The organism is Stenotrophomonas ginsengisoli (assembly GCF_001431485.1).
Classification (GTDB): domain Bacteria; phylum Pseudomonadota; class Gammaproteobacteria; order Xanthomonadales; family Xanthomonadaceae; genus Stenotrophomonas; species Stenotrophomonas ginsengisoli.
Genome location: NZ_LDJM01000010.1, coordinates 1 through 19,187 on the forward strand (window position 1 = coordinate 1; position 19,187 = coordinate 19,187).

General features: G+C 65.7%; 19 protein-coding genes. 3 read left to right on the top strand and 16 right to left on the bottom strand.

What is annotated here, in order from left to right; genetic code table 11:
* Positions 1 to 25: 25 nt before the first annotated feature.
* From ung to rhlB, 5 genes are all read right to left on the bottom strand, one after another.
* On the bottom strand, positions 26 to 742 hold the full coding sequence (gene ung / locus ABB30_RS03495) for a uracil-DNA glycosylase (protein ID WP_057636930.1): 717 nt from the start codon (positions 740 to 742) through the stop codon (positions 26 to 28).
* Complete coding sequence (locus ABB30_RS03500; RefSeq protein ID WP_057636931.1) at positions 739 to 1,581, bottom strand: response regulator; 843 nt, start codon at positions 1,579 to 1,581, stop codon at positions 739 to 741. The genes ung and ABB30_RS03500 overlap by 4 nt, the downstream gene beginning before the upstream one ends.
* A gap of 3 nt (positions 1,582 to 1,584) precedes the next feature.
* Positions 1,585 to 2,538 carry a permease-like cell division protein FtsX gene (gene ftsX / locus ABB30_RS03505; RefSeq protein ID WP_057636932.1) on the bottom strand — a complete coding sequence of 318 codons (954 nt, stop codon included), beginning with the start codon at positions 2,536 to 2,538 and terminating at the stop codon, positions 1,585 to 1,587.
* Positions 2,535 to 3,221, bottom strand: coding sequence for a cell division ATP-binding protein FtsE (locus ABB30_RS03510; protein WP_057636933.1), 687 nt, complete (start codon positions 3,219 to 3,221; stop codon positions 2,535 to 2,537). Before ABB30_RS03510 ends, ftsX begins: the two co-directional genes overlap by 4 nt.
* A 64-nt stretch (positions 3,222 to 3,285) precedes the next feature.
* A complete protein-coding gene (rhlB, locus tag ABB30_RS03515; RefSeq protein ID WP_057636934.1) occupies positions 3,286 to 5,028 on the bottom strand; it encodes an ATP-dependent RNA helicase RhlB in 1,743 nt (580 codons plus the stop codon).
* A gap of 214 nt (positions 5,029 to 5,242) precedes the next feature.
* Between rhlB and trxA the strand changes: the two genes are divergently transcribed.
* Positions 5,243 to 5,572, top strand: coding sequence for a thioredoxin TrxA (trxA, locus tag ABB30_RS03520; protein WP_057636935.1), 330 nt, complete (start codon positions 5,243 to 5,245; stop codon positions 5,570 to 5,572).
* Between the two features lie 225 nt (positions 5,573 to 5,797).
* Positions 5,798 to 7,537 (top strand): transcription termination factor Rho, encoded by a 1,740-nt coding sequence (rho, locus tag ABB30_RS03525; RefSeq protein ID WP_057636936.1) that lies wholly within the window; start codon positions 5,798 to 5,800, stop codon positions 7,535 to 7,537.
* Between the two features lie 63 nt (positions 7,538 to 7,600).
* On the opposite strand, the gene ABB30_RS03530 is transcribed toward rho, so the two are convergent.
* From ABB30_RS03530 to queF, 10 genes are all read right to left on the bottom strand, one after another.
* On the bottom strand, positions 7,601 to 8,521 hold the full coding sequence (locus ABB30_RS03530; protein ID WP_152980539.1) for an energy transducer TonB: 921 nt from the start codon (positions 8,519 to 8,521) through the stop codon (positions 7,601 to 7,603).
* Between the two features lie 39 nt (positions 8,522 to 8,560).
* Positions 8,561 to 10,282: a bifunctional isocitrate dehydrogenase kinase/phosphatase gene (aceK, locus tag ABB30_RS03535; RefSeq protein WP_057637026.1), complete on the bottom strand. Its 1,722-nt coding sequence runs from the start codon at positions 10,280 to 10,282 to the stop codon at positions 8,561 to 8,563.
* Positions 10,283 to 10,396: 114 nt separating this feature from the next.
* On the bottom strand, positions 10,397 to 10,756 hold the full coding sequence (locus tag ABB30_RS03540; protein ID WP_057636938.1) for a hypothetical protein: 360 nt from the start codon (positions 10,754 to 10,756) through the stop codon (positions 10,397 to 10,399).
* Positions 10,757 to 10,805: 49 nt separating this feature from the next.
* On the bottom strand, positions 10,806 to 11,201 hold the full coding sequence (locus ABB30_RS03545; protein ID WP_057636939.1) for a roadblock/LC7 domain-containing protein: 396 nt from the start codon (positions 11,199 to 11,201) through the stop codon (positions 10,806 to 10,808).
* A gap of 31 nt (positions 11,202 to 11,232) precedes the next feature.
* On the bottom strand, positions 11,233 to 11,769 hold the full coding sequence (locus ABB30_RS03550; RefSeq protein ID WP_057636940.1) for a GTP-binding protein: 537 nt from the start codon (positions 11,767 to 11,769) through the stop codon (positions 11,233 to 11,235).
* A 4-nt stretch (positions 11,770 to 11,773) separates the two neighbouring features.
* On the bottom strand, positions 11,774 to 12,916 hold the full coding sequence (locus tag ABB30_RS03555) for a hypothetical protein (RefSeq protein ID WP_152980540.1): 1,143 nt from the start codon (positions 12,914 to 12,916) through the stop codon (positions 11,774 to 11,776).
* Positions 12,917 to 13,104: 188 nt separating this feature from the next.
* Complete coding sequence (locus tag ABB30_RS03560; RefSeq protein WP_057636942.1) at positions 13,105 to 15,336, bottom strand: NADP-dependent isocitrate dehydrogenase; 2,232 nt, start codon at positions 15,334 to 15,336, stop codon at positions 13,105 to 13,107.
* 282 nt (positions 15,337 to 15,618) lie between these two features.
* Positions 15,619 to 16,089, bottom strand: coding sequence for a hypothetical protein (locus tag ABB30_RS03565; RefSeq protein WP_057636943.1), 471 nt, complete (start codon positions 16,087 to 16,089; stop codon positions 15,619 to 15,621).
* 28 nt (positions 16,090 to 16,117) lie between these two features.
* A complete protein-coding gene (locus ABB30_RS03570; protein WP_057636944.1) occupies positions 16,118 to 16,384 on the bottom strand; it encodes a LysM peptidoglycan-binding domain-containing protein in 267 nt (88 codons plus the stop codon).
* A gap of 102 nt (positions 16,385 to 16,486) precedes the next feature.
* Positions 16,487 to 17,302, bottom strand: coding sequence for an NADPH-dependent 7-cyano-7-deazaguanine reductase QueF (queF, locus tag ABB30_RS03575; RefSeq protein WP_057636945.1), 816 nt, complete (start codon positions 17,300 to 17,302; stop codon positions 16,487 to 16,489).
* Positions 17,303 to 17,346: 44 nt separating this feature from the next.
* Between queF and ABB30_RS03580 the strand changes: the two genes are divergently transcribed.
* A complete protein-coding gene (locus tag ABB30_RS03580) occupies positions 17,347 to 17,778 on the top strand; it encodes a protease inhibitor I42 family protein (RefSeq protein WP_057636946.1) in 432 nt (143 codons plus the stop codon).
* Here the strand turns inward: ABB30_RS03580 and ABB30_RS03585 are convergent.
* Positions 17,765 to 19,087 (bottom strand): amidohydrolase, encoded by a 1,323-nt coding sequence (locus tag ABB30_RS03585; RefSeq protein WP_057636947.1) that lies wholly within the window; start codon positions 19,085 to 19,087, stop codon positions 17,765 to 17,767. The two genes, ABB30_RS03580 and ABB30_RS03585, sit on opposite strands and share 14 nt — an antisense overlap.
* Between the last annotated feature and the right edge of the window lie 100 nt (positions 19,088 to 19,187).

The following is a 19,187-nucleotide window of genomic DNA, read 5'->3' on the forward strand; positions in this document are numbered from 1 at the left end:
CCCCCCGGCCGAGATTCGAAGGCGCTTACGCCCCTTCCATGACCCTGCGTGCGGGCAGCGACCAGTCGATCGGTGGCTGGCCGGTGCGCTGCAACCAGGCATTGGCGCGCGAAAAGTGGCCACAGCCCAGGAAGCCACGATGGGCCGACAACGGCGAGGGATGCGGGGCCTTGAGTACGCAATGGCGGCGGCTGTCGATCACCGCCCCCTTTTTCTGCGCGTAGCTGCCCCAGAGCATGAACACCAGGCCGTCGCGCTCGCGGTTCAGGACATCCACCACATGGTCGGTGAAGCCTTCCCAGCCCCGGCCCTGATGGGCCCCGGCCTGGCCCTGCTCGACACTGAGCACGGCATTGAGCAGCAGCACGCCCTGCTGCGCCCACGGCAGCAGGCAGCCATGTTCGGGCCGGGCTATGCCCAGGTCCGCTTCGATTTCCTTGTAGATGTTGAGCAGCGACGGCGGCACCGGCACGCCCGGCGGCACCGAGAAGCTCAAGCCATGGGCCTGGCCCGGGCCGTGGTACGGGTCCTGGCCGAGGATGACCACCCGCACCTGTTCAAACGGCGTGGCATCGAAGGCCGCAAACATCTGCCGGCCAGGAGGAAACACCGTGGCTCCTTCGCTCTTGCGCTGGCGCAGGAAGGCCGACAAGGCCTGCATGTCCTGGCGCAGCAGCCAGTCACCGATGCGCGCCTTCCAACTGGCCTCCAGAGCCACCTGTTCCAGCCCGGTGCCGCTCACAGCATCGCCGCCGGCACACCCAGGCGCGACAGACGCAGCTGGAACAGCACCTTGGTGATCAGCAGGCGTTCCTCGATCGGCTTGATCACCAGATCGTTGGCGCCAGCCTGCAGCAAGGTGGCCTGGTTGTAGGCATTGGTGTCGCCGGTCATCACCAGCACCGGCAGCTCACGCTTGGCATAGCCAAAATCCACCCGCACCCGCTCCACCACGTCACGCCCGTTGAGCTCGCCCTTCAGGGTCACGTCGGTGAGCACCAGGTCGATGCGCTCGTCGCTGGTGCCCAGCGAGTCGGCGGTGAGCAGGGCGAAGGCCTCTTCGGCGGTCAGCACATGCAGCACCTTGAGCTGCTGGCGCTCGAGCATGCGCTTGGTCGCCTCGGCCACCACGCGGCTGTCCTCGATGTAGAGCACACGGGCGCCGGGAATGGTCTGCGGCTGCACATAGCCGGTGATGAAGGCAGCCAGTGCCTCGTGGCCCAGCGCCTTGTCGAAGTAATCGGTGACATCGTCGTTGAAACGGCGCTGTTCCAGGTGCTCCTGGGCATCGCCGGAGACCACGATCACCGGCACATAGCGGCGGCCGGACTGCTGACGCACCAGCCGGGCCAGGGCCAGGCCATCACCGTCGGGCAGGGTCAGCGAGGTGGTGACCAGGTCCACTTCCCCCTGCTCCAGCACCGCCTGTGCATCGGCGATGCTGGCACAGGACAGCACTTCCACGTGCGGCAGCTGGCGCACCAGCACATCGGCGATCAGCTTGCGCACCAGGCGCGAGCCATCGGCCACCAGCACACGCGGGGTTTCATTGATCAGGTGTTTGAGGCTTTGGGCTTGCATTGGTCAACCTTCCAGCAGACGGTTCTGGCGCAGCACATGCGATGCCACCAACCAGGCGCCGATGACACCGATCACGGTGGTACCGAGCAGGACGAAGCCCGAATGCAGGGCATCCAGGGTCTTGAACACAAACGGGCTGGCATAGCTCTGGGTCAGTGCCACCAGCGGCGGCCGGATCGCGGCCACGCAGGCGGCCCACAGGCCCAGCGCGATTGCACCGGCGCCCAGGCCATACCACGCACCCAGATACAGGAACGGGCGGCGGATGAAGCCATTGCTGGCACCGAGCAGCTGCAGCACGCCGATTTCCTCGCGCCGGGCCAGGATGTCCAGGCGCACGGTATTGCCGACCACCAGGGCCGCACCGATACCCAGCAACAGCGACAGCAGGTTGACCATGCGCGTGCCCAGCGCCAGCCAGCCATCCAGGCGCTGCCGCCACTGGGCGTCATGCTGGACCAGGTCAGCCTGCGGCAATGCCTCCAGCGCCGTGCCCAAGGCCTGGTCGTCGGCTTCGGCGGCCGGGGTCAGCAGCAGCACGCTGGGCAGCGGGTTGTCATCCAGCGCATCGATGGCCGCGCCCATGCCGGCCCGCTCGCGCAGTTCGGCCAGGCCCTGCTCGGGAGTGCGCAGCTCGATGTGCTCCACGTCCGCCCGCTGTTGCAGCTCGGCCTGCAGCGCACGCGCCTGCTCGACGCTGAAATCCGGATGCAGGAACAGGCTGATCTGGCGCGATTGCTGCACGCTGCCGGCAAAGTGCTTGAGGTTGTCCAGGGTGACGGACAGGCCCATCGGCAGGGCCAGGGCCAGGGCCATCACACAGACGGTGAGCAAGGTGGCCCACGGACGGCGCAGGCAGCGCATCAGGCTGCTGCCGGCCGCACGCCGGTGATGCGCCAGCCAGGCACTGGCCGGCGACGGAGAGGATGCGGAAGGGGATGCCGATGCGCTGCTCATTGCGCCAGGTCCTGCGGGCAGATGTCATCGACCAGCTGCCCCTTGTCGAGCACCAGCACACGCTGGCGCATTTGCTTGATCAAGGCCAGATCATGGCTGACCACCAGCACGCTGGTGCCGCGTGCCGGCAGCTCGGCCAGCAGGGCCATGATTTCGGCCGCCAGGGTCGGATCCAGGTTGCCGGTAGGTTCGTCTGCCAGCAACAGGCGCGGCGCGGCCACGATGGCCCGGGCGATACCCACACGCTGCTGTTCACCGGCGGACAGCTCGGCCGGCAGCGCCGCCAGACGGTCGGCCAGGCCCATGCGCTGCAGCACCTCGTTAACCCGCTGACGGACCTGGCTGGCGCCCAGGCCACGCACCACCAACGGCAGGCCGACATTCTCGGCGACGCTGGATTCGGCCAGCAGGCGGTGGTCCTGGAACACCACGCCGACCTCGCGCCGGTGCGCCGGCACCTGGCTGCCACGTACCCGTGACAGGTTGCGGCCGGCGAAGATCACCTCGCCGTGGGTCGGGCGCTCGGCCAGGTGGGCCAGCTTCAGGATGGTGCTCTTGCCGGCACCGGAATGCCCGGTGGCAAAGGCCATCTCGCCCTCCCCCAGCGCAAAGCTGAAGTCTGACAAGGCAACCCGACCACCGGCATAGGTTTTTGTGACCGAATCAAAACGCAGGACGCTCATCTGCTGATTATGCCCAAGCGCGGCAGTAAATTACCGCCGCGCGTCACGTCCCGCGCAAGCGGTATCACTGACCGCCGAGCATGCGGCGGATCTTGCGGCCCATCCGGGTCAGGAACGAGTCGGAGGCATCGGCCTTGCGCACCGGGGTCGCCGGCACCTGTACCGCACCGGTGAACGGCGCCGGGGTGCTGGCCTGGGCAACATCGCCGTTCTGGACCGCGTCAACGCCTGCGACGCCTTCAGCGCCCTCGACCGGACGGCCGCGACGACGACGACGACGCTTGCGCGGCCCCTTCTCGCCGGCCTCGCCCAGCTCCACGGCCGGCCCCTGCGCGGCGGCATCAGCCACCACCGGGTTCAGGGCCACGGCTGCGGCATCGGTCTGCTCGCCCTGGCCTTCCTCGCGCGGCTTGCGCGGGCCACGACGACGGCGCTCGCCGCCCTCGCCTTCGCTGCGCGGGCCACGCGGGCCGCGTTCGCCATCACGGCGGCCACCCGGGCCACCGCTGCGACGACCGCCACCGCGGCGTTCTTCTTCAGCCGCCTTGGCCTCACGCGCTTCGCGGAAGATCGCGCCGACGCTTTCGCCTTCTTCCTCGCCCTCGACCTTGACCCGCTCCGGACGCGGCAGTGCGGTCAGCAGCTCGGCAGTCACGGCCTCGACCGGGATCTTCTGGTTGATGTAGGCCTCGATGTCCGGCAGGCCCATCGCATAGCGTTCGCAGGCGAAGCTGATCGCATCGCCTTCCTCGCCCAGGCGGGCGGTACGGCCGATACGGTGGACATAGTCCTCCGCATCAAACGGCAGGTCGTAGTTGTAGACGTACTTGATGCCATCGATGTGCAGGCCGCGGGCGGCCACATCGGTGGCCACCAGCACTTCCAGCTGGCCGGCCTGGAAACGCTTGAGCAGGCTCTCGCGCTTTTTCTGCGGCACGTCACCGGAGAGCACGCCGACACGGTAGCCGGCGCGCTCCAGCGAGCGGGCCACGCGTTCGACAAACACCTTGGTGTTGACGAAGACCATGGTGCGGGCGCCTTCGCTGCGCGACAGCAGGCCCAGCAGCAGCGGCAGCTTTTCCTCGTCGGCCGGGAAGTACATGCGCTGGCGCACGCGGTCGGCGGTGACGTTCTCGGTCTCCACCACCAGCTTCTGCGGCTCGTTCATGTGTTCGTAGGCCAGCTCGAGCACGCGGTGGCTCAGGGTGGCGCTGAACAGCAGGGTCTGGCGGGTGGTGCGCTCGGGCATGCGGCGCAGCAGGAAGCGGATGTCCTTGATGAAGCCCAGGTCGAACATGCGGTCGGCTTCGTCCAGCACGCAGACTTCGCAGGCATGCAGGGAGACGACCTTGTGCTGCTTGACGTAATCGATCAGGCGGCCCGGGGTGGCGATGATGATGTCCACGCCCTGCTGCAGCAGCTCGCGCTGCTTGTCGTAATCCACACCGCCGTAGACCAGGGCGAAGCGCAGGCCGGTGTCGGCGGCGAACTTCATCGCATCCTTGTGGATCTGGATGGCCAGCTCGCGGGTCGGGGCCAGGATCAGCGCGCGCGGATCTTCCGGCTTGCGCTCGGCCAGGGCCGGGCGGGTCAGCAGGCGGTTGATGGTGGCGACCAGGAAGGCCAGCGTCTTGCCGGTACCGGTCTGCGCCTGGCCGGCCACATCACCGCCGGGCAGGGCCACCGGCAGGGTCAGCGCCTGGATCGGCGTGCAGCGGGTAAAACCTGCGCCTTCAAGACCCGCCTGCAAGGCCGGATGCAGCTCGAAAGCGGAGAAGGTGACATCGGTCAGCGGTTTGTCGCTCATGAATGCAGTCTTGTTCTTTTATGAGTGCCAGCCCGCCAACAGTGGCAGGCCGGCTTGCATCGGTTACGGCAGAGTCGCACACTGCGCCCCTTACGCCGGGGAACGTTGCTGTCGGATTGTCATCTTCGCCAGAACGCTCTGTCAGTACTCAAGTTTAGCGCAATGCGCCCGTCAACCCGGCATGACCGGTCGCATTCCCCCAGGAGACTCTTCAGTGAGCGACAAGGTTATTCACGTCGGCGACGCCGATTTCGATACTGCAGTGCTGCAGTCGGGCCAGCCGGTGCTGGTCGACTTCTGGGCTGAATGGTGTGGCCCGTGCAAGATGATTTCGCCGGTCCTGGACGAAATCGCTGCCGCCTACGAAGGCAAGCTGACCGTGGCCAAGGTCAACGTCGATGAATCGCGCGCCACCGCCGTGCGTTACCACGTGCGTTCGATCCCGATGCTGCTGCTGTTCAAGGATGGCCAGATCCAGGCCACCCAGGTCGGCGCCGTTGGCAAGGGCCAGCTGGTGCAGATGATCGACAAGGCCCTGGCCTGATCACTGATGGCAGGCGCCGGCCCGACCTGGCCCGGCGCCCGCCGCTTCCCCTGATTGACTTGCGCCGCCGCTGACGGCGGTGTTAGTGTCAGGACGACCGGCCGCACTCGCGTTGCCGTGCACGCCCCGCCCCTTGTGGCGCCGGCGCATGTCTCATCACCCTACTCCAACCAGTTCGCCGCCCGACCGGGGCGCTCGCACGCCATAGCGAGAGGAATCAAGCACTTGTCCGAGAACACTCCTTCCGAAACCGGAAGCGCCGACGCACCTGTCGAGAAGCGCGTGCGCAAGCCGCGTGCTACCAAAGCCGCTGCTGCAGTGTCCGACAGCCCCGCGGCTGGCTCGCAGACCGCCTTGCCGCTGGCTCCCGCCACGCAAGATGCAGCTCCCCGCAACGAAGCCCCCTCTGCCGCACCGGCCCCGGCAGCACCTGCCGCGGTGAGCCAGGACGCCGGCAACCCGGCCCCGGCCAGCGAAGGCGGCAACAACGGTGGTGAGGACGGCGGCCAGCGCCAGAACGGTCCCTACGGCAACTTCAATGGCCAGCAGGGTCAGGGACAAGGCCAGGGTGGCAATCGCCGCGACCGCTTCCGCAACCGCCGCGACCGCAATCGCGAGCGTTACCGCGACGAGAACGGTGGCGACGGCAGCAACGAGCCGTTCGTGCCGCGCCCGCACCCGGCGGTGCCGGAAGGCTTCCCGGTCTACTCGCTGAGTGACCTGAAGAGGATGCCGGCGCACAAGCTGCTGGAAATTGCCGAGCAGCTGCAGATCTCCGAAGGCGTGGCCCGCGCCCGCAAGCAGGACGTGATCTTCGCCCTGCTCAAGGTGCTGACCCGCCATGGCGAAGGCGTTGCCGCCGACGGCGTGCTGGAAATCCTGCCCGACGGTTTCGGCTTCCTGCGCGCCGCCGAAGCCAGCTACCTGGCCGGCCCGGACGACACCTACATCTCGCCCAGCCAGATCCGCCGCTTCAACCTGCGCACCGGCGACCACATCTCCGGCCGCATCCGCTTCCCCAAGGACGGCGAGCGCTACTTCGCGCTGAACATCGTGGACACCATCAACGGTGAGCCGATCGAAGCGTCCAAGAACAAGGTCCTGTTCGAGAACCTCACCCCGCTGTTCCCGCGCAAGCGCTTCAAGCTGGAGCGTGGCGATGGCTCGACCGAGGACATCACCGGCCGCATCCTCGACCTGATGGCCCCCCAGGGCAAGGGCCAGCGTGCGCTGATCGTGTCCCCGCCCAAGGCCGGCAAGACCATGCTGATGCAGCAGGTCGCCAGCGCCATCACCTACAACCACCCGGACGTGCACCTGATCGTGCTGCTGGTGGACGAGCGCCCGGAAGAAGTGACCGAAATGCAGCGCACCGTGCGCGGCGAAGTGGTCTCCTCGACCTTCGACGAGCCGGCCGCGCGCCACGTGCAGGTTGCCGAAATGGTGATCGAGCGCGCCAAGCGCCTGGTCGAGCACAAGAAGGATGTGGTCATCCTGCTGGACTCGATCACCCGTCTGGCCCGCGCCTACAACAACGTGGTGCCGTCCTCGGGCAAGGTGCTCACCGGTGGTGTGGATGCCAACGCCCTGCACCGCCCCAAGCGCTTCTTCGGCGCCGCCCGCAACGTGGAGGAAGGTGGTTCGCTGACCATCATCGCCACCGCGCTGGTGGATACCGGCAGCAAGATGGACGAAGTGATCTACGAAGAATTCAAGGGCACCGGCAACAGCGAAGTGCACCTGAACCGTCGTATCACTGAAAAGCGCGTCTACCCGGCCATCGACATCAACCGCTCCGGTACCCGCCGCGAGGACCTGCTGATCGAAGCCGACCTGCTGCAGAAGATCTGGATCCTGCGCAAGCTGCTGCACCCGATGGACGAAATCGCCGCGATGGAGTTCATGCTGGACAAGATGAAGAACACCAAGTCCAACGACGAGTTCTTCTCCTCGATGAAGCGCTGATCCATTGCGCTTTGCCCACAAAAAACCCCGCACAGGCGGGGTTTTTTGTGGGCTGGCGAACGCTCAATTGTCCTGCGGCAGTTTCAGGCGCGGGCCTGTACGCCCACTCATGTAGACACCACCATCGGCCAATGCCGTATTCACCGGCTCATCCTCGTCCTGCAGGAACGGCACCTCCAGCCTCGGGCCGGGGATATAAGGCAACCAGCGCGAGCTGGGCAGACGTTCAGCCGTGCCGGCCAGCTGGAAACTCACCGGAACCTGCACTACCCAGCTCTGGGCAACGGCATCATCACCGGTCTCGGGCGGCAGGAATGTCCAGCGGCGGGCGGCCTGCAGGGAGGCATCGGCCAGAATCTGGCGAGCCTGCTGCATCTGGCGCTCGTTGCCTGCACTGGTCAAATCGACCTGTTTGGCCGCCACCTCCACCACTTTGCCATCACGGCCGACGGCCAAAGCCAGATACACCGTTCCAGTGATGCCGGCGCGGTAAGCCGCTTCCGGATAGCGCGGGGGCTGCATCCGATCATTGCGCACGATGCTGCGATCCTGCGGGTCATATTCGCTGAAGGACTGCGAGGCAATGCGGATATCGAACGCCCCGCCCCCGGCCTGGCTGGCCACCAGACGCAGGCTCATCGGCGTGGTGAAAGCCACCGCCTGCCCCTGCTGGATTATCGGCTCGAACTCCCAACCCCGTACCGTGTCACGCACAAAGCGCATGACCGCCTCGGAATACTCGGCCTCATCGTCCACCCTGATTGCCGACACCCTGCCATCGGGCTCCACATCGATCCGGCCTTTGACCAACATGCTCAATTCCGCACGCGCCAGTACTTCGGCCGGAACCCGTGCTTGCACCTGGGCAACGTTTGCTCCTGCACACAGCAGTGCGGCAGAAAGCACCGCCCCGACGACCATGGTTTTCATAATCAACTCCCTGATTATCCGCGGCCGATAGTGGCATGAAATGACCTGTGCCACATTCCCCCAGCGCGCACGCCGCAACTTTTGTGATTCACCTCACGCCACGCGGGCCTGGCGCGGATATGGCGGCATGTCCGGGTACTGGCCGGCGGCAAAGCGCCGCTGCAGCCCCTGCCACCAGGCCGGATCGAACAATTGCCCATGGTGCTCGCGCACCTGGATCAACAACCGCGGGGGCAGGCCCATGAACTGGGCAAACCGTTCGGGAAACACATCGCCGGGTTCGACATGGAACCAGGGCTCGCCGGCCAGCGCCTCTTCCTCGTTGCGCGGCACCGGCCAGGCGCGGAAGTTACAGTCGCTCACCCGGCACAGTTCGTCGTAGTCATAGAACACGGCCCGCCCGTGGCGCGAAACGCCGAAGTTCTTCAGCAGCATGTCACCGGGGAAGATGTTGTTGCAGGCCAGGTCACGGATGGCCTGGGCATAGTCCAGAGCCGCCGCCTTCTGCGCCTCTTCCGATTGCTCGTGCAGGTACAGGTTCAACGGGCGGAAGCGGCGCTGCACGTAACACAGCTCGATCACCACCTCATCGCCTTCGCGCCGCACACTCTGCGCACAGCCCTGGAGCAGCTCGGCCAGCAGCTCCGGCGCAAAGCGCGCTGCGGGAAAGCGCAGGTGGCGGTAGGACTGGGCATCGAGCAGGCGGCCGATACGGTCAGCCTGGAACACCATTTCGTACTTGTCCTGCACATCCTGCCGGCTCATGGTCTTCTGCCAGCCGAAACGGTCACGGATCACCTTGAACACCAGCGGATAGCTGGGCAGGGTGAACACCGCCATGACCATCCCGGGCGTGCCTTCGGCATGCACCAGCTGCTCGCTGGGCTGCTGTTGCAGGTGGCTGAAAAATGCCCGGTAACGCTCGGTCTTGCCCTGCTTTACCCGCCCCAGCACGGTGTAGATCTCATCCACACTCTTGCCCGGCAGCAGGCTGCGCAGGAACACCACGGCATCGGCCACGGTCGCCAGGTCAGCCATGAAGTAGCTGCGTGAAACGCCAAACAGATGGGCCACATCACGCCGCTTGGTCAGCACCGCGTCCACCCGCAGTGCCTGGCCATCGTTGACCAGGGCAATCACGCAGGGCGAGAAGCGATGCTCGCCGAACACACGGCCGACCAGATAAGCACGGCGCTCACGATAGAACACGGTCTGCAGCAGTTCGATCGAGCGCACCGGGCTGTTGCCCCAGTGGGTCAGGTCATCCTGCAGGCGCACTGCAATGGCCGCTGCGCAACGCAGTTGGTGTGCGTAGGGAACATCGAAGCGGTAATCGCCGAGCAGGCGCATCATCGCCTCCACCGGCCGCGCCTCGTTGACGGTATAGGTATGGCGGGCCACCGGGTGGGTAATGGCATCGGACGGTTCAATGTCCATGGCCATGAACTCCACGCCGGCATCCACTTCATCGATGGCCAGCAGGCGTCGGGTCAGGGTATTGAACCAGGTCTTGTACAGCTCGCAATCCAGCAGGCCGGCAATCTGCCCGGCATAGGCATCGCGCACCTGCGACCAGAACAGCCGCTGCACCAAGGCAGGAGCGGCCAACTCGGCCATGGTCTGGGCAATGCACTGGTCATACAGGCCGATGCGCTGCACCGCATCAGCGCGCGCGCCGGCCCAGTCGGCCGTTTCAAAATGTTGCCGGGCGCGTGCGGTCAGACGGGAAAATTCGGTGTGATAGCGCTCGAAAGCCTCGCGCACGAGCACCGCATGGTCATAAGCGCTGGCAGCGCCGGAAAGTGGGGTCTGCATGGCCATCATCGGTATCCATGGTCTGCCGCCAGCTTACGCCAGACCCATGGCCATAACGAACGTGCCGGGGCATGGGCCCCGGCACGTTGGTTTGAACGCAGGTGGTTGCCGCGGTTACATCTGCAGCGAGCTTTCCACATCCAGCACCTTGCGCCGTGCCAGGGCCAGGTTGGACTTGCTGCGGTCCAGCACCACATAGAAGAACAGGCCTTGCTTGGCCGCCACCGGGCGCAGGATGTGGTACGCCTTGCCCAGGGTGATGAGGATGTCCTCGATGGTGTCATTGAGGTTGAGCGAGGCGGCCGTCTTCATCTTGGCGCGGATCACCTCGGTATTGCCGGCAGCAGCCACTTCCATGTCCATGCCGCTGCCGGCTTCGCCCAGCAACATGCCACTGTTGTAATCCACCAGCGCCACGGCCTGTGCGCCATCGATGGTCATCAGGTCCTTCAACGAATCATTCAAATTAGCCATTGCATATCCCCTTTGATCGAGAGCAAAAAGTTGTCACCGGCGGTATTGCTCAGGTACCGGCCAGCGTTTCCATCAATTTTTCCCCGCACTCGCGCGCACTCCACAGCACATTGCCGATCACGCTGCGCTGGTCACAGGCAGCCATCAGCAACACCGATGTCTGCCCGGCATTGAGCGAAAGCATCAACACCTTGCCGTTGAGTGCCTCCAGCATCAGGACTTTCAAATCCCCCAGTTCCAACTCCCTGCCAACCGCACCGGCCAGGGCCAGCATGGCGCTGGTCATGGCTGCCAGGCGTTGCCCACTTCGATCGTTCCCGGCCACTTCGGCCAGTGCAAAACCATCCACACTGGCCAGCACCGCAGAACGCACCCCATCCACACTGCTCACGTACTGCTGCAGCAATGCGCTGATCTGCGCATGCTGCTGTTGCGACAACTCCATGACTCCCCCCGTGTATTCCCCGCCTGCCGGATCAACCGGCAAGGCTTGTTGCTTCGACCTCGCCCATGAGCACGTCCATGAGCATGAAAACCTCTTCGGCGCTGCGCGCATCGAATGGAACCAACGGCAACGGGCGCAGGCAGGCCGCCGCATGCTGGTTGATCAGATCCAGATCAGGCAGCACCGCGATATCGGCCTTGGACAAGCCCACCACGACCGGCAACTGGGCATCGTGCGCCGCCAACGGACGCAGATAGGTGGTGATATCGCCAGCCAGGTCCGGTGCGGTGGCATCGAGCAGGATGATCACGCCGCTGGCCCCTTCCAGCAGCATCGTCCAGATGAAATCAAAACGGTCCTGGCCCGGCGTGCCGTAAAGACGCAGGCGGTCCCCGTTGGGCAGGTCCACATCGGCATAGTCCATGGCCACCGTGGTGGCCAGCTTGGACGAGCGCGCATCGGTGTTGGCCACGTCGGTATCCACCACCTTGCCGCTGGCAATGGCCCGGACCATGGTGGATTTCCCCGCCCCCATCGCGCCCATCACCACAATCTTGTGTTCACGCATTGAATCAATTTCCTCCTGCTGCCGCACGCACACTGCGCCACATCCGTGCCAGCAAGCCTCCCCGAGGCTGTGCGGGCACATTGCGCAGATCCTGGCGGACTTGCTCGAAAGCGCTTTTGCTGACTTCATCCAGGCGCACATAGCCGGACAGGAAAGCGCCGTGTACAAATGCCTGCACGGTCGCCGGGGCCAGGTCCAGCAAATGCACGCATTCGGCCTGGCTGGACGGCTTGCGTACCAGCAACGAACACAGGCGGAATACATCCTGCTGACGTGCCAGCACACGGAAATCCGGCCAGCCCTGCAGATGGATCACCGCGCCTTGTTCAAGCTGCGCATCCACCCGCTCCCAGTCCTGCATCTGCTGCGCGGCCTGCCACAGCAGGGCGCGCAGCGGCAGGCGCTGGCCCTGCTGTTCGTGGCCCAGATATTTATCGGCACTGATTTCCACCAGACGCAGTTGCGACAGGTGCCCACCCAGCCACAGCGCCGCCTCGGCCAGCCCTTGCTGCATCACCGGCAACAGCGGCACCGCCTGTGCACTGGAAAAATCGATTGCCAGCACCGGTTGATCGGCGTCATACAACAGGGCGCTGCCCTGACGCTGACGGATGCCGCTGCGCAGGGCGCGGGCCAGCGCAAAGCTGCCCTGGATGCCCGAACGCCCGGCATCGATGTCACCGGCATGCACCGTCTGACTTGATGCCAGCGCATCGCGGCTGATCGAAACCCGCGGCGAAGCATCGGAGGCGGGTGCGGCGATGATCGCAGGGCGCGTGGACAATGATGCCGCCGACGGATGCGACGGATCAGGTTCTTGCCGATGCAGTGGTTCGCTGTTGGCAGCCACCCGTGCATGGCCATTGAGTACGGACAGGATCTCGGTGGCAGGCAACTTGGGCAGGGCCTGCTGTGCACCATCGAGCAAGGCACCGTCCAGGGATTCAACCCACAGGCGCATACCCGGACGGGTCATGCGCATGCGCTGGGCCGCGTTGATCAATCCCGGGCTGTTGCGCACGATCAGCAGCTCACACTCATCCAGATCGCGGCAGGCCTGCAGACTCCCCATCGGCAAACCGGCCATGCGATGCAGACGTTCGAGCAACACACGCTCGCCATCCACATCGGCTCCAACTACGAGCACCCTCGTCATTGCTTTCCCCCGTCCCGCATGAGTGAACACCATGCCTGCTACCGGGGTGAAACAGCCGTGAACCCTCGGCATGCAAATGATCAAAGCACGCAAAAAACACGGATTAATAGACAAAACAGCAAAGCCCATCACAAAAAAGCCCGCCTTGAAGGCGGGCTTTTTTCAATCAACTGCCGGCATCAACCTGCCAGCTGTGCCAGTGCCTTGTTCAAGGTCTGGCTCGGACGCATGGCCTGGGCAATGCGGGCCACATCGGCGTGGTAGTAACCAGCAATGTCCACCGGCTTGCCCTGCACGGCAATCAGCTCATCAACGATGGCCTGCTCGTTGTCGGCCAGGGCCTGCGCCAACGGTGCGAAGCGAGCCTTCAACTGGGCATCGTCATTCTGTGCGGCCAGTGCCTGGGCCCAGTACAGGGTCAGGTAGAAGTGGCTGCCACGGTTGTCGATGGTGCCCAGCTTGCGGCCCGGCGAACGGTCGTTGTCCAGGAACTGGCCATTGGCCACATCCAGCGCGGTGGCCAGCACAGCGGCCTTGGCATTGTCATAGCGCTGGGCCAGGTGCTCCAGCGAAGCGGCCAGGGCCAGGAACTCGCCCAGTGAATCCCAGCGCAGGTAATCCTCTTGGACAAACTGCTGCACGTGCTTGGGCGCCGAACCACCGGCACCGGTCTCGAACAGGCCACCACCGGCCATCAGCGGCACGATGGACAGCATCTTGGCGCTGGTGCCCAGCTCCAGGATCGGGAACAGGTCGGTGAGGTAATCACGCAGCACGTTGCCGGTCACCGAGATGGTGTCCTTGCCTTCGCGGATGCGCGCCAGCGAGAAGGCGGTGGCCTCCACCGGGGCCAGGATGCGGATGTCCAGGCCATTGGTGTCGTGGTCACCCAGGTACTTTTCGACCTTGGCAATGACCTGGGCGTCGTGGGCACGGGCGGCATCGAGCCAGAACACAGCCGGGGTGTTGCTCAGGCGGGCACGGTTGACGGCCAGCTTGACCCAGTCCTGGATCGGCGCGTCCTTGACCTGGCACATGCGCCAGATGTCACCTGCCTGCACGGCATGCTCGAACACCACGTTGCCATCGGCATCGGTGACCTTGACCACGCCATCGGCGGCGATCTGGAAGGTCTTGTCGTGGCTGCCGTATTCCTCGGCCTTCTGCGCCATCAGGCCGACGTTGGGCACCGAGCCCATGGTGGCCGGGTCAAAGGCGCCATTGGCCTTGCAGTCGTCGATCACGGCCTGGTAGACACCGGCATAGCAGCGATCCGGGATCACGGCCTTGGCGTCCTGCAGCTTGCCTTGCGCATTCCACATGCCGCCGCTGTCGCGGATCATCGCCGGCATCGAGGCGTCCACGATCACATCCGACGGCACGTGCAGGTTGGTGATGCCCTTGTCCGAGTTGACCATGGCCACCGCCGGACGCTGCGCGTACAGGGCCGCGATGTCGGCCTTGATGGTTTCCTGGGTGGCCGCATCCAGCGCGCCCAGGCGGGCGTACAGGTCGCCGATGCCGTTGTTGGCATCAAAGCCGATCCGGGCCAGTGCGTCGGCATGCTTGTCCAGCACCGGGCCGTAGAACTGGCGCACCACGATGCCGAACATGATCGGGTCGGAGACCTTCATCATGGTGGCCTTCAGGTGCAGCGAGAACAGCACGCCGCCGGCCTTGGCATCGTCGATCTGGGCGGCAATGAAGCTGGCCAGCGCCTGCTTGGACATCACCGAGGCATCGACGATTTCGCCGGCCTGCACGGCGGTCTTTTCCTTGAGCACCTGGACCTGGCCATCGGCGCTGTGCAGGGCAATCTTCAACGCGCCGGCGTTGGCAATGGTGGCCGACTTTTCGCTGCCGTAGAAATCACCGGCGTCCATGTGGGCCACGTGCGACTTGGAATCGGCCGACCACTTGCCCATGCGGTGCGGGTGCTTGCGGGCGTAGTTCTTCACCGACAACGGGGCGCGGCGGTCCGAATTGCCTTCGCGCAGTACCGGGTTCACGGCCGAACCCTTGACCTTGTCATAGCGCGCCTTGATCTCGCGCTGGGCGTCGTCTGCCGGGTTTTCCGGGTAATCCGGCAGCGCATAGCCCTGGCCCTGCAGTTCGGCAATGGCGGCCTTGAGCTGCGGCACCGAGGCGGAAATGTTGGGCAGCTTGATGATGTTGGCTTCCGGCGTGGTGGCCAGCTGGCCCAGTTCGGCCAGGTGGTCGCCAATGCGCTGTTCGGCACTCAGGTATTCGGGAAACTGCGACAGGATGCGGCCAGCCAGCGAGATGTCGCGGGTTTCCACCGCGATGCCGGCGGTGGCGGCAAACGCTTCGACCACCGGCAGCAGCGAGGCGGTTGCCAGGAAGGGCGCTTCATCGGTAAGGGTGTAGATGATCTTCGGCGTATTGGACATGTCTGCGGGATTTCTCTGTCGGTAGCGGTCAAGGCGCGTGCCACCGGGGGTTGGCCGGCGGCAGACGATGCGATGGATTGCACCACCCTGGTGGGGCCGCAACTGCCGCCAAGGGCACTGCGGTGATCGGCCATTGTCGATGATTTTTCACCGCTGGCAAAACGTGCAGGACACACGCGGGCGTATGTTGCGTGCTTGCAAATGCAAGCATTCCGGCAGCGGCGCATGAAAAAGGGCGCGACCGTGATCGGCCGCGCCCGTAGGTCTTGCTGCTGGCGCGAATCAGCGCACTTCGAACTGCTGTGCGGTGCCTGCCGGCACGCCATTGACGCTGACGTGGGCGGTGTAGGTACCGGCCGGCCAGGCATTGGCGTTGCTGAAGGTGATGTTGGTGGTATCCGGGCCGGAGGTGTTGAGGGTGACGTTCTGCTCACCGGCGGTCTGGCCGTCCTGGTAGCTCAGCTTGGCCACCACCGGCACATTGCTGGCGGTGCCGACCGTGCGTACCGAGACGATGATCGGGTCGCGCTGGCCGACCACGGCCTGGGCGGCAACCGTCTTGTCGGCAGCCGCCGTGGTGCCCACGGTGACGCCCTGCACGCTCACTGCGGCCGGAGCCGGTGCGGGTGCCGGAGCCGGGGTGGTCGGGGCCGGCACCGGGGCCGGATTGGCCGGTTCGTTCTTCTTGCAGCCCACCAGGGCCAGGCCAGCCACGACGGCCAGGGCGGCAACGTTCAACGACGCATGCTTCATCAGCTTCTCCTCTGGGTTCGGTAATGGCTCAGTTGTTGGCAGCGGGAATCTTGAGCACCTGGCCGACCTGGATCTTGTCCGGGTCCTTGAGCACGTCGCGGTTGGCTTCGAAGATCTTCGGCCAGTCATTGGCCTTGCCCAGATACTGCTTGGCAATGGCCGACAGGGTGTCGCCCTTGGCCACGGTGTGGGTCCGCGCGGCGGCCGGAGCCGGGTTCGGGCTGCTCTGGCTCACCACCTGCGCGGTGGTGTCCACACTGCTGCTCACACCGGAAAAATCTGCTTTGTTGCTCATGCCAGTTCCCTGATTGGACACAGGGGGCGACAGTGGCACGGCGGAAGTTAAAACCGCATCGCGGCCACGTTAATGGCCACGATGCAGGCAAAACCGCCCCACTTACTGGCGCAGGTCGCGGCTGGCCGCCGGCAAGGCGGCGCCCGGGCTGCAACGCACCGGGTTGATGTCCAGGCCGCCACGGCGGGTGTAGCGGGCATGCACGCTCAACCACTGCGGGGCACAGCGCGCGCTCAGGTCGGCAAAGATGCGCTCCACGCACTGCTCGTGGAACTCGGCATGGTTGCGGAAGCTGACCAGGTAGCGCAGCAGGCCGGTGCGGTCGATGGCCGGGCCACGGTAGGCGATGTCCACACTGGCCCAGTCCGGCTGGCCGGTGACCGGGCAGTTGGACTTGAGCAGGGCGCTGGTGAGGACTTCCTCGACCACGTTGGCGGTATCGGCGGCCAGGTAATCGGCCTGCGGCGGGCCGTAGCAGTCGATCTGCAACTGCTGGCCGTCAATGGACTGTGCCGCCCCGCCCTGCACCAGCGGCGGCAGCTGGAAGCTGACCGTGACCGGGGCACCGGCGCACTGGCCCAGGTCGCGCTCCAGGCAGGCCTGCACCTGCTGCGGCGAGGCGAACACCTTGCCGTTGAGCGAGTTCAGATACAGCTTGAACGACTTGGATTCGATCAGGTTGGGCGAGGTGCACGGCACCTGGAAGGTGGCCACGGTGACCTGCGGCAGGCCGCCGGCATCGAGCCAGCTCAGCTCGTAGGCATGCCAGCGGTCATGGCCGACAAACGGCAGCGCCGCCTCGTCGATGCCGATCTCGCTGCGCGCGGCCAGGCGGGGAATCGGGAACAGCAGAGCAGCGTCGTACTGGTCGGGATAGCGGACCTCGCGGCCCAGGCTGGAATCACTGGGGGTATTCATGGCGCACATTGTAGGCTGCAGTGAATGTCCACCGGAGAGTGCCCATGCGCCTGCCTGCCCTGCTCGGCCTGTTGCCCCTGCTTGCCACCGCCTGTCAGAGCGTGCCCCCGACAGAGGCTCCACCACCGCCGCAGCCGGCGCATGCCGAACCGGTGATCCCGGCCGTGGCCGGAACCACCACCGAACTGGCCACCGGCGAGCTGTTGCGGGTGACCCTCGAGGGCAATCCGTCCACCGGTCATGTGTGGGCGGTGGACGGCGCCCTGCCGGCCCAGCTGGAGGAGGTCAGCGGCCTGCCCGACGGCCCGGACACCCCGGCCAGCGCGGTGCCGATGGTCGGCGCGCCACAAACCCAGTGGCTGCACTTCCGCGCCATGCAGCGCGGCAGCGCCGAACTGCGCCTGCGCTGGCACCGCCCGTGGGAGGGCGATGCCGCGCCGGCGCGCACGGCCAGCTACACCATTACGGTGCGCTGACGCCCTGCAGGTAGTCCCAGCTCAGCTGCAGCATCGCGCGCAGGCCCACGTCCAGCGCCTTCTCATCGAGCAGGAACTTCGGTGAGTGGTTGCTGGGCGCGGTGGCCGGGTCGATGCCGGCACCGGTGGCGCCGACAAAGAAGAACAGTGAGGGCACCTGCTGGGCATACAGGGAGAAATCCTCCGAGCCCATCTGCAGCGGCGGCTCGAACACGTTGTCGCTGCCCACCACCGCCTGCAGGCTGGGCAGCATGCGTGCGGTCAGGGCCGGGTCGTTGACCGTGGCCGGATTGCCGTCGTTTTCGTAGACCTCGGTCACCGCGCTGCCGCCATGGGCCTGGGCAACGTGGTCGGCGACATTGCGCAGGTCGGCAAACACCTGCTGCCGCATGCCCTCATCGAAGGTGCGGATGGTGCCCACCATCTCCACGCTGTCAGGAATGATGTTGTAGCGGATGCCGCCCTTGATCGCGCCGAAGGTCAGCACCGCCGGCTGCCTGGACAGGTTGGCCCGGCGGCTGACGATGGTCTGCGCGGTGCCGATCACATCGGCGGCGGCGACGATCGGGTCGACCCCGTTCCACGGTGCCGAGCCATGGGTCTGGCGGCCGTTGATGGTGACCGAGAAACGGTCCGAGGCGGCCATTGCCGGGCCCGAGCGCACGCCGATCTGGCCGGCGGCGATATTGGAGAACACATGCAGGCCGAACACCGCCTCCGGCTTGAAGTCGGCAAACAGGCCCTGCTTGAGCATCAGGTCAGCCCCGCCCTGCTCCGGCGGCGGTGCCCCTTCCTCGGCCGGCTGGAACACCAGCAGCACCTGGCCGGGCAGCTGCGCACGGCGCTGCACCAAGGCCTGGGCAGTGCCCAGCAGGATGGCCATGTGGGCATCGTGGCCACAGGCGTGCATCACCCCGATCTGTTCGCCGCGGTATTCACCGGTGGCAGTGGAAGCAAACGGCAGGCCGGTCTGTTCGCTCACCGGCAGCGCGTCCATGTCCGCGCGCAGGGCGATCTTCGGCCCCGGCAGGCCGCCCTGGATCACCGCGGTGACGCCATGCCCGGCCACCCCGGTTTTCGGCTCCAGGCCCATCGCACGCAGGGCCTCGGCGATCTTCTGCCCGGTGCGCTCTTCACGGTTGGACAGCTCCGGGTGCTGGTGGAAGTCGCGCCGCCAGGCCACCACCTGGCTGCCCAGGGCCTGCGCATCGGCGGCCACCTCGGCCCGCTGTACCGGCGTGGCAGCCAGCGCCAGCGGCGCCCCCAGCAGCGATCCCCACAGCAGCAACAACGGCACGCTCGTGCGCATACAGCCCCCAAAGATGAACGGAAATTCAGACTCTACGTTCAAGCACAGACTGTGACCAGAGTCGGCATGACATCCGTCACGGGTGTGTTACCTCGGTATA

Excerpts from the sequence above, each read along its gene's own strand:
- queF (WP_057636945.1), bottom strand. The coding sequence starts at position 17,302 with ATGAATACCCCCAGTGATTCCAGCCTGGGCCGCGAGGTCCGCTATCCC.
- ABB30_RS03565 (WP_057636943.1), bottom strand. The coding sequence starts at position 16,089 with ATGAAGCATGCGTCGTTGAACGTTGCCGCCCTGGCCGTCGTGGCTGGC.
- ABB30_RS03560 (WP_057636942.1), bottom strand. The coding sequence starts at position 15,336 with ATGTCCAATACGCCGAAGATCATCTACACCCTTACCGATGAAGCGCCC.
- ABB30_RS03540 (WP_057636938.1), bottom strand. The coding sequence starts at position 10,756 with ATGGCTAATTTGAATGATTCGTTGAAGGACCTGATGACCATCGATGGC.
- ABB30_RS03580 (WP_057636946.1), top strand. The coding sequence starts at position 17,347 with ATGCGCCTGCCTGCCCTGCTCGGCCTGTTGCCCCTGCTTGCCACCGCC.
- ABB30_RS03500 (WP_057636931.1), bottom strand. The coding sequence starts at position 1,581 with ATGCAAGCCCAAAGCCTCAAACACCTGATCAATGAAACCCCGCGTGTG.
- ABB30_RS03545 (WP_057636939.1), bottom strand. The coding sequence starts at position 11,201 with ATGGAGTTGTCGCAACAGCAGCATGCGCAGATCAGCGCATTGCTGCAG.
- ftsX (WP_057636932.1), bottom strand. The coding sequence starts at position 2,538 with ATGAGCAGCGCATCGGCATCCCCTTCCGCATCCTCTCCGTCGCCGGCC.
- ABB30_RS03570 (WP_057636944.1), bottom strand. The coding sequence starts at position 16,384 with ATGAGCAACAAAGCAGATTTTTCCGGTGTGAGCAGCAGTGTGGACACC.
- ABB30_RS03510 (WP_057636933.1), bottom strand. The coding sequence starts at position 3,221 with ATGAGCGTCCTGCGTTTTGATTCGGTCACAAAAACCTATGCCGGTGGT.
- rhlB (WP_057636934.1), bottom strand. The coding sequence starts at position 5,028 with ATGAGCGACAAACCGCTGACCGATGTCACCTTCTCCGCTTTCGAGCTG.
- ABB30_RS03550 (WP_057636940.1), bottom strand. The coding sequence starts at position 11,769 with ATGCGTGAACACAAGATTGTGGTGATGGGCGCGATGGGGGCGGGGAAA.
- aceK (WP_057637026.1), bottom strand. The coding sequence starts at position 10,282 with ATGCAGACCCCACTTTCCGGCGCTGCCAGCGCTTATGACCATGCGGTG.
- ABB30_RS03585 (WP_057636947.1), bottom strand. The coding sequence starts at position 19,087 with ATGCGCACGAGCGTGCCGTTGTTGCTGCTGTGGGGATCGCTGCTGGGG.